Origin of the sequence: Hymenobacter negativus (assembly GCF_017571495.1) — a bacterium.
GTDB lineage: Bacteria > Bacteroidota > Bacteroidia > Cytophagales > Hymenobacteraceae > Hymenobacter > Hymenobacter negativus.
In genome coordinates, this window is sequence record NZ_JAGETZ010000006.1 from 201,325 (window position 1) to 216,109 (window position 14,785).

Consider the following 14,785-nt stretch of genomic DNA (forward strand, 5'->3'; position numbering starts at 1 on the left):
CCGGCGTACTACCTTGCGAATTGGGACGTTGTGAATGTGTTAACATGTTGGCATTATTGCGCTAATGCGTTTTTGCGAAATTGTGAGGGAGTGGTATCGGTGTTCTTTTTAAAGGCGGCATTGAAGGCCGATTTCGAGTTGAAGCCGGCGGCAAACCCAATTTCTTCCAGCTTGAGGTGGGCGGTTTCGGGGCGCTGAAGCTGGCGTTTTACTTCTTCGATGCGGTAGGTGTTGATGAAGTCGAAGAAGTTCTGCTGGCACTGCTCGTTGATGACCTGGGAGAGGTGGTGGGGCGGCAGGCGCAACTGGGCAGCCAGGTCGGCGAGGGAAAGGTCGGGATTTTGGTGGGGTTGGTCGGTGGTCATGAGGGTGCGGAGGCGGGCGAGGATTTCGGCGCTGGTCTCGGAGCTTAGCGCGGTTTTTTCATATTTTCGGCGCGGGGCGTCAGGTTCGGTGGCGGGTGCTTCGGGCGGAGTCTGCAGGGCCAGAAGGGTGGAGCGGCTGATGGCCCGGCCACTCATGCCATAGAAGAGCACGGCAATGCAAGTGGCCACCCAAACGTCGCCGGCGTCGTTGACGTCGGCGGTAGTGTGGTGGAAGTAAGTGGTGGCACCCAGATACACGAGCAGCAGCAGGCCAAAGCCCAGGCCCAAGCGCTTCAGCCAGCCCAGCACCGGGACCTGGTGGGCGGCGGGGCGGGCCGCCTGCTGGCGTTGGTAGCGGAGCAGCACGCGCAGCTGCAGCCCCAGGTACAACAGCAGGTAGCCGCCCAGCAGCAGGTAGAACACGCTGTAGAACCGGGTGTAGGTGGCGAACCACCAGAAGTTGTGCATGGCTTCTGGAGCGGCGGGGTGCGGCTGGTGGAACGACTCGGCCACGGTGCGCAGCTTCCAGGCGTTGCTCTGGGCGAAGAAGGGAACCATGTAGACGGCGTGCGCGGCGGCGGGCAGGAATAGCAGCAAGTAGCGCGGCCGCCAGCGAAACGCGGGCTCGGTGAGGCTGCGCGCGTAGAGGTAGAACAGCGGCGAAGCCACAAAATTGAGCGGCTCGGTGAGGCCCACGAAGAAGGGCGCCAACTGGATGTAGCCGGAGTAACAGAGTAGAATCTCGACGACGAGCAGAGCTAGGCTGAACACCAGCAGGCCCAGTAGGCGGTTGGAGAGGCGGGCCCCCTGAGGCGAGAAAAAGAACGTCCAGCTCAGGAACAGCCCCTGGGCGGCGCCCAGCAGAATCAGTACCGACCAGAGGTTGAGAAAGGGCTGCATGCGGAAGCGAAGAGAGTTTGCCGGAGCCAGGAATGGGATGTTAAGCGTGGGGTAAATGTACTTGAGGGGTAGAAATGAAGCCGCCCGCTTCCGGTTGGGGGAGCGGGCGGCTTTTACGACGTAGATAACCTGGGGTAGTTAGCTGGCTAATTGGGCCATTACATCGGAGAGGGTGGTGAGGCCCCAGTGCGCTGTCAATTTGCCTTCGCGCAGGCGGTAGATGTCGATGACGTTGATGACGACGGGCTTTTGGGTAGGAGCAAGGCCCAGGAGCTCGCCGGTGTGGATGCCTGTGATGGCTTTGCGGGTGGTGACTTTGTCGCCTTCGGCTACTTGGTCGAGGATTTCGACTTCTAGGTTGGAGAGGGCGGATTGCAGGATGCGGAGGAAGAAGTAGAACATGCCACCGCGGCCGGCGTCCATGCCGGCAGGGGCCGAGTGGTTGATGAAGTCAGGCGCCAGCAGTTCTTCGAGGGTATCGACATTGCCCTGGGCAATGCCTTCGTGGTTGTAGCGGCGAATGATGGCCTTATTTTCTTCGAGGTTGGTGCTCATGGCAGCAGCTTTTTTGAGGGTGAAAAAGTATGCTGCAAAATTGGGCGGCGGGGGAGGGGGCGGGTTAGCGGAAGTTGGTCAAAAAGTGTGGCCGGATGGTCAATGTGTCGGGCAGGGAAAGCACGTCAGACGAGCACAGCGTGCTTTGTTTCGGGACAAACTTGCTCATCCTACCGCCAGCTTTTGCTGCTTGAACTCGCTGGGGGACACGCCGAAGGTCTTTTTAAAGGCTTCGGAGAAGCTGGAGTGGCTTTCGTAGCCTACCTGTTGGTACACGGTGCTGGGGGGCTGGTGCTGGTGGCGCAGGAGAGCGGCGGCGTGCTGCATGCGTTGATGCAGGAGCCATTTTTGGGGCGGGAGGCTGTAAATGGCAGCGAATTTCCGTTGGAAGGTGGACACGCTCATGTGGCTGAGGAAAGCCAGCTCCTCGACGGTGATGGGCTGAGTGAGGTGGGTTTCGACGACCTGACGCAGGGTGAGCTCGGAAGGCGTGGGGTGGGGGTGGAGTGGGAAGGTGCGCAGGGCGTCGGGGTTGGTGTGGAGCAGGTAGAGGAGCAGTTCTTGCAGCTTCAGGTGCTGGATTTCGGGGCTGGGAGGCGTGGGGCCGGCCAGCAGGAGGCGCAGGGACTCAATGTAGTTGCGGATAAAGTCATCCTTAGCGAAGGTGACCAGGGGCGAATGGAGCCCGGTGCCGGGTTGGCGCAGTTGGGCGGCGTGCCGGACGTGAAACTCTTCGAGCACCTGATTGCTGAAGTAGATAAGGATGCTGCGAAACTGGCCGGCGTCGGAGAGGAGCTCACTGGTGAGGGTGTTGCCGGCGGCCATGAGCAGGATTTCGTCGTGGTAGATGGTGACGGTGCCGGCGGCCTGCACAATGGTTTTGCGGCCGGCAATGAGCAGGTTGAGCAGGTGGTAGTGCAGTATCAGCTTGTTCTTGACGGAGGGCTGCTGCGAGGCGTAGCTGCGGATGAGAACGTCGCCCGGGGCAGGGCTGCCGGGCGGGAGCAGGTCGTGGGGAAGATTGAAGACGGTCATGCGGGGGGCGATGGGTAGCGCAATATTATTCGGTTTGGGCGAGGCGGAGCGTGATGATGCGGAGCTTGGGGTATTTGGGCACGGGGCACGGGTTACTACATCTGCCCAAATAGGGCGAAGCAGCCGATTTGTGACGGCCACCTGCTGCGAGATATGCGATGCTGCCAGGATTGATGCAACGTTTGCGGACAGGGGCCGGTCAGGGGGGAACTGGCGGCGCGGGTGCGCTTGGAGGCCAGAATCTCATTTCTTCCTTCCCATGAAAAACCTCTTGCTACTGGGCTCGGCTGCGGCTTTGCTGATGTTTTCTTCGCCGGCTGGCGCGCAGTCGATTACGCTTACTCAGGCCAATTTCCCGGCTTCGGCCAGTGGCGTTGAGCGGTACATGCCAGTGACGCGGGTGCCCTCATCCTTTGCACTGCCGCAGCCAGGGGCAAACCAGGCGTGGGACTACAGCAGCTTGGTTGCCGACTCGGCAGTAGCGGAGCAACACTACCAGGTGCCGGGTGCTGCTAGCGGCCCAACTTTTGGCGCTGCCACGCGGCGCTACGCGGAGAATACCTTTATTGGCATCAGCTACTACGTTACGGGAGCCAGCAACTTCCCTTACAACAGAGAAAACTATGAGGCCCTGACGCCCAGCGGCCTGCAACGCCTGGGCTTCACGCTGGCCGCCGACCAGTGGCAGCTGGCTAGCCCCAACACGACGGCCGCATATACCTGGGAAGTGCCCGCGCAGCAGGTGGCCTACGAGGGCCCGGCTTACCAGGTGCAGTTTCCGTTGACGGCCAGCTCGGCCAGTGCGATGACTTACCGGACCGTGACGCAGCTGCGCGTGACGGAGCCGGGCTCGGGCCTGAATGCCGCGCCGGTGCGCCTGGTACACCGCGTGGCCCAGACCGATACCGTGGTGGGCTACGGTACCATGCGGCTGCCTACGGCAATGGGGCCATCAGCCGCGTTTCCGGTGCTGATGCAGCGCACCGTGATGCAGGAAACGGATAGCCTGTACCTCGGCAGCCAGCCTGCCCCGGCGCAGCTGCTGGAAACCCTGAACATGCAGCAAGGCCGGCAGTACAACACGTTTCGGACCGCTTTCTTCCGCGAAAACTCGGCTCAGCCGGCCTTGCAGCTGTTCTACAGCAATGCCGGTTTTCAAACCCTACGGCCGTGGTTCAGCATCTGGTATTCGGGTGAGGCCAACCTCGGAACGGTAACCAGCACCCGCGCCGGCCAATTGCCAGCGGGGGCGTTGCAGGCCTACCCCAACCCGGTGACGACCGGCCGCTTCACGCTGACGCTCGCCGGTGACCGGCAGCCGGTGCAGCTCATCGTGCGTGACCTGGTGGGCCGGCAAGTAGCCAGCGCGGCCACCGTATCCGGCGAGCCCACAGCGGTGCTGAGCGGCCTGCAGCCGGGGCTGTACTCGGTGGAGGCGACTACCCGCGATGGCCAGCGCGGTACTGTGCGGGTGCAGGTGCAGTAACGGGTGCTGGCGTGGGTTTTACGCGTCCAATAACCGGCGGTGGTAGTTGATTTGACCCAGGTGGTAGGTCAGGTGGGTGGCTAGGTGGAGTAGCATATGGGCCGTGGAAGTCTCGCTTTCGAATACCTGAACGGGGTATTCCTGGCTCAGCTGCTCATCGGGCAGCTGGGCGAGCGCGGCGCCCACAACCAGGCGCGTGGCTTCGATGCCGGCCACCAGCTCGGCGCGGGGAACGTCTTTCCGTGAGAATTCCAGCTCCCGGTGCCGGACGTAGCCGCTGCCGCCCAGTTCGGCCCCGATGTAGGTGTTCAGGTTGCCAATCAGGTGCAGGCAGAGGTTGCCGGCCGAGTTGCTGATGCTTTTTTCGACCCGCCAAATAGTGTCTTCGCTGCGGTAAGATTCAATTTCAAGCTTCAGCTTGTTCAGGTCGCGCTCGAAAAGGGTTTGGAGAATGGCTACTAGCATGGCAGGCGTGGGGTGGAGGTGATTATTCGAAGGCCACCAGCTTGCCTTCGAGGATGATGACGGCGTGGCTGGTGAGCAATACCTTGTCGGCTTGCAGCTCGACCTGCATGGAGCCGGTGCGGCTGGATGATTGGAATGCCTGCATCACCGACTTGTGGAGGCGGGTGGACCAATACTTGGCCAGAAATGTTTGCACGCCGCCCGTGACGGGGTCTTCGGTGGTGCCGGCCCAGGGCCAGAAGTACCGGTAGTGGTAGTCGTAGGGGGCGTGGCTAGCCGGGGCCGTCACCAGCACGCCGTTGATGCCGGTATGGGATTGCAGCAGCGCGTTGAAGTCGGGCCGGAGCGCGGCCAGCAGCTGGTCATCGGCAATTTCCAGGAGCAGTATCTTATTCTTCGGGCTAAAAGCGGTGTTGAGAACGGCCGGCAACCCTAGGGCTGCCAGCATGGCCGGTGGAGCAGCAGCTGGCTCGGTGTCATATACCGGAAACTGCATGGTTATTTCCTCGCCCCGGCAGCTAATAAACAAATCCACCTGCTGGTGGGTGAGGAAGTGAATTTCGGTTTGCGGCGTTTGGGTAAACAGTACCTTGGCGGCAGCCAGAGTGGCGTGGCCGCACAAGGGAATTTCCTGTTTCGGCGAGAAGTAACGTATTGCATAAACGCCTTCTGCGCTCGTTTCCCGCACGAAAGCCGTTTCCGAAAGCCCGAACTCCTGGGCTATTTTCAGCATGGTCGCCTCAGTTAGTTCCTGCTTGGGAAAGCACACCCCGGCCGGGTTGCCCTTAAAAGGCTCTTTCGTGAAGGAATCTACGATATACGTTTCCATCGGTGGTTTCTGGGGGTGCAAAAGCAGCAGTGCTTTTTTCAGGAAGCGAAGGTAGATACCGCAAGCAGGAAGCCATGACGAAACGTTGCGTTTCGGGCTTTCGATGTGCCAGCACTCATCCACCAGTTCCGCCGTAGCTAAATGCTGGAAAGGTTTTCTGAATCATCGAAGAAAACAGGAGCTTGGGCTACCGATGAACCGGCCGGAGCCGTAGCGCGAACTTTTAGTTCGCGTCCCTGCGCCGCTTGACAGTCGTTTCAAGACGTGCAGGGCCGCGAACTGAAAGTCCGCGCTACTAGCACTGATGCCGAAGCTGTCCTAAGTTGCAGCGTAACTGGGTAGTGGAGACGGATTACCAGGCGTTGTCGCTGCCGCGACGCGGCTACTCCGCACCGCTGGCTATAAGTAGTCTTGCGAATGGGGAAACTTGGTGTAGACGGGTTGGTCGAGCTGGGCGGCAAAATCGGGATACGTCTGTTGGAGCCAGGCACTAAAATCGGCGGCTGTGCGTGTGCGAAGGACCGGTTGCTTGGCCGTGTCGGTGATGGTGACTTCGTGCGCCCCGAGCTGCAGGAGCTGGTAGATGGTCCAGAGGGATTTTTCCTGCTGGCGGTAAGGTTCGGGCCGGTCGCCAAAGACGTCGGCGCTGGCCAGGGAGCTGAAGTAGTACCCATTCAGGTAGACGGTGTAGCCGGCAGTCATGCTCATCATTCTTATAGGCGAAATGGAAGGTGGAGTTGCTACCTGCCTTCGTGCTCGCGGATTGGATTTTGAGCCCGAAGCTGGCTTAGGGAGTGGTTTGCAGCGGGGCGGTGCCACGCTTCTTTAGGTACCAGTAGGTAATGGCGGGTAGGGCAAAGATTTGAAACAGGAAGACAACCAGCGATAAAACGCCTTGCAGCTTGTGGTGGTTTTCGGGAAGGAGGAGCTGCTTGCCTAATGGCCCATTGGAAAAGAAGACGGTGCTGCACAGGTTCCAGCCGAAGTGGAGGGCAATGGTGAGGTAAAGCGCGCCGGTTTTGGCAAACGCAAAAGCATACATGAGGCCGGTAATGCCGGTCATGAAAAAGATGAGGGCCATGGAGACGGGGTTGCCAAATGCCCCGTAAGAAAACCAGTGGTATACCCCGAAGCAGGCGGCCGACAGCACGCAGGCCCTGGTGCTGCCAACCTTCCGAATGGCTAGGTGAAGCAGCGCGCCCTGGAAAATCAGGGTTTCAAAAAGCACCGATTTCAGAACCCAAAGGCTACTTTTGAAGAAAGTAGCAGCGGAATAGCCCGGATTCAGCGCCCAGCCGTTGCCGGCAAAATAAGTGGTCGACAGGTGATAGAGGGCGCAAACCAATCCGGCCAACAGCAGGCCGGTTGCCAAGTCCATAAGCCGGCTTTTTCGGGGCGCGAAGCCGAGTACCGTCAGGCTGCTTTTGGCAACCAGCCACAGGAGCAACCACGAAATGACGAGTTCAACGAGGATTCCAATCATCTGTGTGGGCTATAGGGGCGGCGGTGGGGAGTTGCGGACTTGGCTAATGGGAGGTTTATCGAGTTGGAGTGTCGGGGAATTACAGGCAGGTTGCAAATGCGGCCCTTGCGCGGAGGCTTACAGTCTCCTTCACTTTAGAAATGAAGCTACCCGCTGCTGGGTGGGGAGAAGGCGGCTTAAATTCAGCGGCAATCCAACTATTGCTCAGGACAGCTGTTTAGAAAGTGTTTTCTTCAACCGCCGATTATGAACGTTAAAACAGACGGCACTCCGTTTAACATGGAGTGTGTTTATGCTGCTCCAATTGAAAAAGTGTGGCAGGCACTAACCGATAAGGACAAGCTGAAAGCGTGGTATTTCCCGCAAGTACAGAAATTCGCCCCTCTGGTCGGGTTCAATTTTGAGTTTGCCACTGATGGGTCGCCCTATGCGAAAGAGTGGGTGGTAACGGAAGTGGTAGCCGGGCGCAAATTGGCGCATACCTGGGCTTATAAGAACTATCCCGGTAGTTCGGAAGTGAGCTTTGAATTGGTTGAGCAAGGAGACAAAACACAGCTCCACCTCACACATACAGGCTTGGAAAGCTTCCCGCATGACCCCCACTTTGCAAGGCATCGATTTGAGAATGGCTGGGCCCAGATTCTGCGGAGTAACTTAAACGATTACCTGGAACGGAATAGTTGATTCTTGCCGGCTACGACGGAGCGGATGTCTACAGCGGCCCAGCAATCGCCTGCCGCACCGAGGAGTTGACGGCCGCCGCGCAGGAGGCCCGGAACATGCTGCTCGTTGAGCGCAACTGACAATTTCATTAGTTGTCTCGACCATAAAGAGTCACCATTCCTTCCTGTTTCCTGGCAAGCTGTGACAGCGCTTTTAGAAAGACATCAAGAGCAGGCGGCTCAACAACTATTTCCAGCTTTAGCTTGACCTTTTCTATTTCTCGATACGGTGGAGACACATTTTCTTCCAGACTTACTTCTACTCCAATGTATCCTGCATGACTATAGGGATAGTATTTCATTTGGAAGTAAGCATAACCATCTCTTTCCCCTGCCTCGTGTGCTAAAGCCTTGTCGTTTTGTGGAAAGCCATGTAATGAGGTAGCAAAAGCAGCTAATGATTCTGTGGTGTCATAAACTTCAGTAGTACCTGAATAACGTCCGTTGGAGGCTGTCACTCTCAATTCAAACATATGGTCGTCCTTCCAGATGACTTCCAGCTTTAGGAAGGATGACGATATGTTAGTATCCATGAGGCTGTTTTTATTGCTGGTAGCAGTTGGTTGGTTCAATCGGCCCCATCCAGCAGCCGGCGGTAATAGTTGATTTGGCCGGGGTGGTAGGCTTCGACTTCTTAGTTTAGCTTGTGCAGGTTGCGGGCGAAGAGGGTTTGGGGAACAGCGGTGATTATGGCGGGTAGAAATGGGTGAAAGTAGTGAAGCTGCTGGGATAGGTAAATCGACTAGAATGTCATGTAGCACCTGCTGGGTATCAACGAGCATGCGCTACATGGCATTTCATTGACTTCCTGAATAGCTCTAAAAGTATAAAAGCTTTACTATTAAATGCATTTAATTCGGGACTGTTTGGTCTAGTGCTTTTATTTGAGCTATGATAATAAACCTTTACGCTCTGCAACCTGGTCATTTCTTCAACCGAATGCTGACAGGGGGGCTGTTGGGCGTGCTGCCGCTCCTGGCGGGCTGCTCGCACCAATCAGTTCCGCAGGCTCTTCGGCTTCCCCAGCCCAAGGCTGCATTGGCTCAGAAGGCGAAAGCTCGCTTCAGCAGCTTGCCTACGAGCGCTCCCACCGGCATGGCCGATGTGCTGGCCGATGTGCGCCGACGCTCCTTTTTTCTGGTGCCCACGCCCGGTACACCCCGCCTGCTGGCCGACAACTACGCCCAGCGGCTGGTGGCGCGTTTCGAGCCCACCGCCTACACCGTAGGCGCCGCGCCCGACAGCGGTGCCACGGCTTCGGCCTGGGAGGTGCGGTAGCAGCTGCGCGGCATTGGCCGGCGCGGCCAGGAACTGTGGCAGCCCAATGCAGCCGTGCAGCCCGCCGCAACAGAAGCCCACGCAACGTACCAGTACCCCCATTTTGCCGTCGACTTCGACAACACCACCGAGGGTGTGCGCCAGACGTATCGGCTGGCCCGGCGTCCCGCCGGCACGGGCCCGGTAGAGGTACAGCTGGCCGTGCACACGGCCCTGCGCGCCCGCCAGACTAGCCCCGGCGAGGTGGCGTTTGCACCGGATTCGGCCGGGGCCGCCGTGCTTACCTACAACAGCCTCAAAGCCTGGGATGCTGACGGCTCGCCGCTGGCGGCGCACCTGCGCCTCGACCCGGCCGGCCAAGCCCTGGCGCTGGTCGTCGACGATGCCGGGGCCCGCTACCCACTCACCATCGACCCGCTGGCCAGCACGGCTGGCACCACCATTACCGGCGTCACGGCCGGCGACAGCTACGCCACCGCAGTGGCGCACATCGGCGACATCAACAACGACGGCTATGGCGACGTGGCCGTGGGAGCGCCCAATGCGACTGGCCCCGGTGGACTCGGGGCTGGCAAAGCCTACGTCTACCTGGGCTCCAGCACGGGCCACGCGACTTCGCCTTTGTACACCTTCGAATATGGCGAGGGCAATGGGCACTTTGGGACCAGCGTAGCCGGGGCCGGCGACTACAACGGCGACGGCTACGGCGATATGCTGGTGGGCGAGCCCGGGTTTAGTGGCAACAAAGGACGGGTGCTCCTTTTTTACGGGTCAGCCGGTGGCTTTAGCTCCGTGTATGCGCTCGGTAGCGGCAACGCCGATGGCCAGATGGGGACATCGGTGGCGGGCCTGGGCGACGTGAACGGGGATGGCTACGATGATATCGGCTTTGGCATGCCCCTGCTCTTTAGCAATGCGGGGGGCTTTTACGTTTACCTCGGCCGGACGACGCTGGGCTTTACCGGCGGGGCGGCGCTGAGCCTTGGGGGGAGTGGCACCGAGGCCCTCGGCTCGGCCATTGCCGGGGCGGGCGATGTGAATGGTGATGGCTACGCCGACTTCATGATTGGCGCACCGGGCAGCGGCACGGCCAGCGGAACCGTGCGCTTCTACTCCGGCGGCAGCACCTTGTCGTTCGTTTCCCTCACGCGCGGCACGGCTTCCGACCGGTTTGGAGCCAGCCTGACCAGCGCGGGCGACACCAACGGCGACGGCTACGCCGACTTCCTGATTGGGGCGCCAGGCGTAAGCAGCGGCGCGGGGGCAGCCCATTACTACCTTGGCAGCAGTACCAGCATCACCGCTGCTACCAACCCTACTACCATGCTCACGGGCACCACTGCCGGCGATGCCTTTGGGCAAAGCCTGAGCGGGGCCAGCGATGTGAATGGCGACGGCTACGCCGACTTTGCCGTGGGTGCGCCCGGCGTGAGCAGCAACACCGGCCGCGTGTACTACTACGGCGGCACCGCCACGGCCGCCACCTTCGTCCTGACGCAGACCCTGAACGGCGGAGCAGCGGGAGACAGGTTTGGCGGCAGCATCAGCGGCGGCGATGCCAACGGCGACGGCTACGGCGACTTGCTGGTGGGCGCCGCGGGCTACAGCAGCAGCACGGGCCGCAGCTATACCTACTACGGCAGCCCCGGCCAACTGGCCGCTAGTGCCCCCACCAACCGTTCGGGGGAATCAACCAACGACTACTTCGCATGCAGTGTGGCCGGGGCCGGCGATGTAAACGGCGACGGCTTTGCTGATGTGGTCATTGGGGCTTATAACAACGGCAACAAGGGCCGCGCCTACGTGTACTACGGCAGCGCCACCGGCCTGAGCGCGGCCAGCCCCGACATACGCTCGGGCGAGGCCGGCAATAACTATTTCGGCTATAGCGTGGCCGGCACCGGCGACGTGAATGGCGACGGCTACGCCGACATCGTGATAGGAGCCTACGGCAACAGCAACAAGGGCCGGGCCTACGTGTACTACGGCAGCAGCACGGGCCTAAGTGCCACCGGGCCAGCTATCCGCTCGGGCGAGGTCAACGGCGATAACTTCGGCTACAGCGTGGCCGGAGCCGGCGACGTGAACAGCGACGGCTACGCCGACCTTGTGGTGGGGGCTTATGGTAACGCTACGAGCACCGGCAAAGTGTACGTATACTACGGCAGCAGTGCGGGCCTGAGTACGGCCAGCCCGGACACTCGTTTGGGCGAGGCGACCAATGATGCCTTTGGCTATAGTGTGGCCGGGACCAGCGACGTAAACGGCGATGGCTTTGCCGACATCGTGGTAGGAGCCCGGGGCAATGCCACCAACACCGGCCGCGCCTACGTGTACTACGGGGGGCCTGCAGGCCTGCGCACAGCGACGCCTGCTACCTGTTCGGGCGAGGCTACCAACAATTTTTTCGGCACCAGCGTGGCCGGGGCAGGCGACGTGAACGGCGACGGGTTTACCGATGTGGTCATTGGAGCCTCCGGCAACGCGACGAACACCGGCAAGGCTTACGTGTACTATGGCAGTGCCACGGGCCTGAACACGGCCAGTCCGGCTACGCGCCTGGGCGAGGCCACCAGCAACTTCTTCGCCGCTAGTGTGGCAGGGGCCGGCGATGTAGACGGTGACGGATACGGTGATGTCGTTATCGGGGCCTATGGCAACACCACCAACACCGGCCGCAGCTACCTCTACTACGGCAGCGAAACCGGCCTGAGCACCGCCTCGCCCGACGTGCGCTCGGGCGAGGCCAGCAACAACTACTTCGGGGCCAGCGTGGCCGGGGCCGGCGACGTGAATGGCGACGGCTACGCTGATGTGCTGGTGGGGGCTTACGCCAACACCACCAACACCGGCCGCAGCTACCTCTACTACGGCAACGATGCCCTGGGCCGCACCGCCCGCCTGCGCCTGCTAAACACCGACCTCAGTACCCCCCTACAGCCCGCCGCCAACTACGCATCAACCCAGTTCGGCATTGGGCTGGTGGCCCGGCCCGTGGGCGGGCGTTCCAAGGTGCGGGTGGTATGGGAGGCCGTGGGCAACGGCACCAACTTCTCGCACAACTCGCCCCTGGCCAACTCCACGGCTTATACCGGCCGGGGCGCCTGGACCAGCCAGCCTGCCACCACTGCCACCGAACTCAAAGCCTTGGTCACGAAGGTGCGGCATGTTACCCGGGTGCGGGCCCGCCTCGAATACGCCGGCTCGCCGCTCAGTAGCCTTAGTCCGACCAATGGCACCGGCGGCGCGGGTGTGCGGGTGCGATATGGCCCCTGGCAGTATGTGGGGGCCAGCTTTGTGGCCGGCAGCAACCAGGCCACGCCCCTGCCGGTAGAGCTGACGGCCTTCGCGGCGGAAGCCGTATCGGGCCCGGCCGTGCGGCTAACCTGGACCACGGCCTCGGAGAAAAACAGCGCGCGCTTCGAAATCGAACGCAGTGCCGATGGGCAGCAATTTAGCCCGATTGGTGAGGTGGCAGCTCAGGGCACCAAAACCAGCCCCACCACCTATGCTTATTTGGATAGCCAGGTACCCCGCGCCGCCAATTATTACCGCCTGCGGCAAGTAGACCGTGATGGTACGGCCAGCTACTCGCCGGTGCGGGTGGTGGCGTTCAATGCCACCAGCCGTTCGGTTCTCGCGCTCTTCCCCAACCCCGCCCGTGCTACCACCCTGAACGGTGCCGCCCCTGGCGCGGCCGTGCAGGTGTTCGATGGTTTGGGCCGGGTGGTGGCCACTGCCACGGCCGATGCTACTGGCACGGCGGCGCTAGTACTACCCGCCCGGCTGCCTGGGGGCATCTACCTGGTGCGCGCCGATAAGCAAACCATCCGCCTCGTGGTAGAATAACCCGGAGCTAACGCCCAGCCGCTACTCCGTTTTGGCAGGGGCGGCCGGGCCATTAGAGGCTCGGCTAGTAAAGGTCGAAAGTGAAGCCGCCTGTTCCCGTGAGGGGAACGGGCGGCTTTTTGGTTAGCGCGGCAGTTACGCAAGTCCTCGTCGGACGCCGAGGTAACGGTGTTTCATGGTTTCGCTTTCGTGGTAGATGATGTCGCCATTATCGACGATAACGAAAGCGCCTAGATTCCTGCCTAGAATCTGGTATAAGGCATCTTGCAGGTCCATCCATTGGCCGTCTAGCTCCCGGTTTTCGTGCATGATGTAGCATTCCGTCGTTTCGGTCAGCGACCTGATTTTTTCGAGAACAGCGCTGACGTACTGTTCTCCACCCGGAATTAGCTTGCAAAAGCGTAGGTCTAACTTATCGACAAAGTGCGCCAGCTCGCCGAATCCGTAGCCACCATGCGCATTGGGCTTCGCCAGCATCGTCAGGTAGCGTTGTCGCCGCGGCTTCACCACGAAATTCCGGATTACCCTGGCTACAATTTCTGATTCGGGAAGTCGCGGCGGGTTCTTGGCGGGTTTCATCAGGCTGTTTATATCAGTAGTTTGTTGCTGGTAATTAAGGACATTTTAGTGAAAGCGCACTGGTAGTGGGGGTACTCTGACGCGCACTCTGGCCAGGCGCAACTGGCCCCGGCGGGGTGCCAGCCGTTGCCGGCGGGTGTTGCACCGCTGCCGGGGTGCGTCGGGGCGTTGCCGAATGCCGTTGAACCGATGCCGGGAGAGGTTTGGGCGCTGCCGGGAACGGTTGAAGCGCTGCCGGATGGGGTGAAGGCGCTGCTGAAGGTCGGCGGACCGATGCCGGGTAGGGGGAAGTCGTTGCCGGGAAGGGTTGAACCGTTGCCGGAGGCCGTCGAACCGCTGCCGGGAACCGTGGCGGCGGGACCGGCTACGGTGAGTGAATTTCCTGATTCCGAAGGCGTATGGCCGCACCGAAAATTCCCGCTACCTTGGTGGTGGCAAGAACCGCTTGCCCCGCCCGATGGAGCGCCTCCATTACATTTCTACCCAATGTTTCGATGGAACAGTACAAAGAAGACCAGCTTGCCATGTGCGGGCGGGTAGCGGCCTACGTGGCCGAACACGAGGCGGACTTAGCCGCCAGCGAAGTAGCAGCCCAGCAGGCCGCCGACGTGCAAACCCTGTATGCGCAAGTGGCCCAGGCCCACGGCGGCACCGCCCGCCGCACCGAGGAGCTGACGGCCGCCGCCCAGGAGGCCCAGAAAACGCTGCTCGACCTGCTGCCCGCCCTGCTCGGGCCCCTGAGCCGGGTAGCCAAGCGCCTCGGCGACGCTGACCTGCAAGCCGCCGTGACACTCGGCAGCAAGCAGCTTCGCAAGCTGCGCCCGGTGCCATTCCTGTCGGTGGTGGGCGCGGTGCTGGCCAGCGCCGCCCGCCCCGACGTAGCCCCTGAGCTCACCAAGCAGGGACTCACCCCGAAGGCCCTGAAGCCCCTCTCCGATGCCTTAGCCACCTTCCGCACCGCCCAGCCGGCCGTGCGCAAAACCATCAACGAGCGCGCCCGCTCCGGCGCGGCCCTCGAAGACCTGCACACCGACCTGATGGACGAGCTGCGCGAACTGGACGAGGACATGAAAGCCTTCAAGCTCCTGAACCGGGAGCTGTACGCCGGGTACTTGCAGGCCCGCAAAATCATCAACTCCGGCGGCGGCAGCAGCAAGGAGAAACCAGCCGAGGCGTAAGTTTCGGCCGGGTTGAAAATAAAGCCGCCCGCTTCCGGTTGGGGAGCGGGCGGGTTTTCTC

General features: G+C 61.0%; 14 protein-coding genes. 5 read left to right on the plus strand and 9 right to left on the minus strand.

The window, feature by feature from the left end; genetic code table 11:
• Window positions 1-53 precede the first annotated feature (53 nt).
• From J4E00_RS14890 to J4E00_RS14900, 3 genes are all read right to left on the minus strand, one after another.
• Window positions 54-1,265, minus strand: coding sequence for a helix-turn-helix domain-containing protein (locus J4E00_RS14890; RefSeq protein ID WP_208175967.1), 1,212 nt, complete (start codon window positions 1,263-1,265; stop codon window positions 54-56).
• Between the two features lie 138 nt (window positions 1,266-1,403).
• Window positions 1,404-1,820: an ester cyclase gene (locus J4E00_RS14895; protein WP_208175968.1), complete on the minus strand. Its 417-nt coding sequence runs from the start codon at window positions 1,818-1,820 to the stop codon at window positions 1,404-1,406.
• Between the two features lie 165 nt (window positions 1,821-1,985).
• On the minus strand, window positions 1,986-2,855 hold the full coding sequence (locus J4E00_RS14900; protein WP_208175969.1) for a helix-turn-helix transcriptional regulator: 870 nt from the start codon (window positions 2,853-2,855) through the stop codon (window positions 1,986-1,988).
• 259 nt (window positions 2,856-3,114) lie between these two features.
• Here J4E00_RS14900 and J4E00_RS14905 point away from each other — a divergent pair, with 259 nt between their 5' ends.
• Window positions 3,115-4,341: a T9SS type A sorting domain-containing protein gene (locus tag J4E00_RS14905; protein ID WP_208175970.1), complete on the plus strand. Its 1,227-nt coding sequence runs from the start codon at window positions 3,115-3,117 to the stop codon at window positions 4,339-4,341.
• A gap of 18 nt (window positions 4,342-4,359) precedes the next feature.
• Here the strand turns inward: J4E00_RS14905 and J4E00_RS14910 are convergent, their stop codons facing one another.
• The 4 genes from J4E00_RS14910 to J4E00_RS14925 all read right to left on the minus strand — a co-directional run bounded on the left by J4E00_RS14910 (window position 4,360) and on the right by J4E00_RS14925 (window position 7,118).
• Window positions 4,360-4,806, minus strand: a complete 447-nt coding sequence (locus J4E00_RS14910; RefSeq protein WP_208175971.1) for a DinB family protein — start codon at window positions 4,804-4,806, stop codon at window positions 4,360-4,362.
• Between the two features lie 22 nt (window positions 4,807-4,828).
• The gene (locus J4E00_RS14915) at window positions 4,829-5,635 is read right to left on the minus strand and encodes a PhzF family phenazine biosynthesis protein (protein WP_208175972.1); all 807 of its coding nucleotides are present in this window, start codon (window positions 5,633-5,635) and stop codon (window positions 4,829-4,831) included.
• Between the two features lie 399 nt (window positions 5,636-6,034).
• Entirely contained in the window at window positions 6,035-6,346 is a 312-nt protein-coding gene (locus J4E00_RS14920) for a hypothetical protein (RefSeq protein ID WP_208175973.1), read from the minus strand.
• A 76-nt stretch (window positions 6,347-6,422) separates the two neighbouring features.
• Window positions 6,423-7,118, minus strand: coding sequence for a CPBP family intramembrane glutamic endopeptidase (locus J4E00_RS14925; protein WP_208175974.1), 696 nt, complete (start codon window positions 7,116-7,118; stop codon window positions 6,423-6,425).
• Between the two features lie 246 nt (window positions 7,119-7,364).
• Here J4E00_RS14925 and J4E00_RS14930 point away from each other — a divergent pair, with 246 nt between their 5' ends.
• The gene (locus J4E00_RS14930) at window positions 7,365-7,802 is read left to right on the plus strand and encodes an SRPBCC domain-containing protein (protein ID WP_208175975.1); all 438 of its coding nucleotides are present in this window, start codon (window positions 7,365-7,367) and stop codon (window positions 7,800-7,802) included.
• 127 nt (window positions 7,803-7,929) lie between these two features.
• Here the strand turns inward: J4E00_RS14930 and J4E00_RS29325 are convergent, their stop codons facing one another.
• Entirely contained in the window at window positions 7,930-8,622 is a 693-nt protein-coding gene (locus J4E00_RS29325; protein ID WP_213017952.1) for a hypothetical protein, read from the minus strand.
• Between the two features lie 109 nt (window positions 8,623-8,731).
• Here J4E00_RS29325 and J4E00_RS14940 point away from each other — a divergent pair, with 109 nt between their 5' ends.
• Window positions 8,732-9,118 carry a hypothetical protein gene (locus tag J4E00_RS14940; RefSeq protein WP_208175976.1) on the plus strand — a complete coding sequence of 129 codons (387 nt, stop codon included), beginning with the start codon at window positions 8,732-8,734 and terminating at the stop codon, window positions 9,116-9,118.
• 54 nt (window positions 9,119-9,172) lie between these two features.
• The gene (locus J4E00_RS14945; protein ID WP_208175977.1) at window positions 9,173-12,967 is read left to right on the plus strand and encodes an FG-GAP-like repeat-containing protein; all 3,795 of its coding nucleotides are present in this window, start codon (window positions 9,173-9,175) and stop codon (window positions 12,965-12,967) included.
• Between the two features lie 135 nt (window positions 12,968-13,102).
• Here the strand turns inward: J4E00_RS14945 and J4E00_RS14950 are convergent, their stop codons facing one another.
• Window positions 13,103-13,546, minus strand: a complete 444-nt coding sequence (locus J4E00_RS14950; protein ID WP_208175978.1) for a hypothetical protein — start codon at window positions 13,544-13,546, stop codon at window positions 13,103-13,105.
• Window positions 13,547-14,040: 494 nt separating this feature from the next.
• Between J4E00_RS14950 and J4E00_RS14955 the strand changes: the two genes are divergently transcribed.
• Window positions 14,041-14,724, plus strand: a complete 684-nt coding sequence (locus J4E00_RS14955) for a hypothetical protein (protein WP_208175979.1) — start codon at window positions 14,041-14,043, stop codon at window positions 14,722-14,724.
• The last annotated feature ends 61 nt before the right edge of the window (window positions 14,725-14,785 follow it).

Excerpts from the sequence above, each read along its gene's own strand:
- J4E00_RS14890 (WP_208175967.1), bottom strand. The coding sequence starts at position 1,265 with ATGCAGCCCTTTCTCAACCTCTGGTCGGTACTGATTCTGCTGGGCGCC.
- J4E00_RS14895 (WP_208175968.1), bottom strand. The coding sequence starts at position 1,820 with ATGAGCACCAACCTCGAAGAAAATAAGGCCATCATTCGCCGCTACAAC.
- J4E00_RS14900 (WP_208175969.1), bottom strand. The coding sequence starts at position 2,855 with ATGACCGTCTTCAATCTTCCCCACGACCTGCTCCCGCCCGGCAGCCCT.
- J4E00_RS14905 (WP_208175970.1), top strand. The coding sequence starts at position 3,115 with ATGAAAAACCTCTTGCTACTGGGCTCGGCTGCGGCTTTGCTGATGTTT.
- J4E00_RS14910 (WP_208175971.1), bottom strand. The coding sequence starts at position 4,806 with ATGCTAGTAGCCATTCTCCAAACCCTTTTCGAGCGCGACCTGAACAAG.
- J4E00_RS14915 (WP_208175972.1), bottom strand. The coding sequence starts at position 5,635 with ATGGAAACGTATATCGTAGATTCCTTCACGAAAGAGCCTTTTAAGGGC.
- J4E00_RS14920 (WP_208175973.1), bottom strand. The coding sequence starts at position 6,346 with ATGATGAGCATGACTGCCGGCTACACCGTCTACCTGAATGGGTACTAC.
- J4E00_RS14925 (WP_208175974.1), bottom strand. The coding sequence starts at position 7,118 with ATGATTGGAATCCTCGTTGAACTCGTCATTTCGTGGTTGCTCCTGTGG.
- J4E00_RS14930 (WP_208175975.1), top strand. The coding sequence starts at position 7,365 with ATGAACGTTAAAACAGACGGCACTCCGTTTAACATGGAGTGTGTTTAT.
- J4E00_RS29325 (WP_213017952.1), bottom strand. The coding sequence starts at position 8,622 with ATGCTCGTTGATACCCAGCAGGTGCTACATGACATTCTAGTCGATTTA.
- J4E00_RS14940 (WP_208175976.1), top strand. The coding sequence starts at position 8,732 with ATGATAATAAACCTTTACGCTCTGCAACCTGGTCATTTCTTCAACCGA.
- J4E00_RS14950 (WP_208175978.1), bottom strand. The coding sequence starts at position 13,546 with ATGAAACCCGCCAAGAACCCGCCGCGACTTCCCGAATCAGAAATTGTA.
- J4E00_RS14955 (WP_208175979.1), top strand. The coding sequence starts at position 14,041 with ATGGAACAGTACAAAGAAGACCAGCTTGCCATGTGCGGGCGGGTAGCG.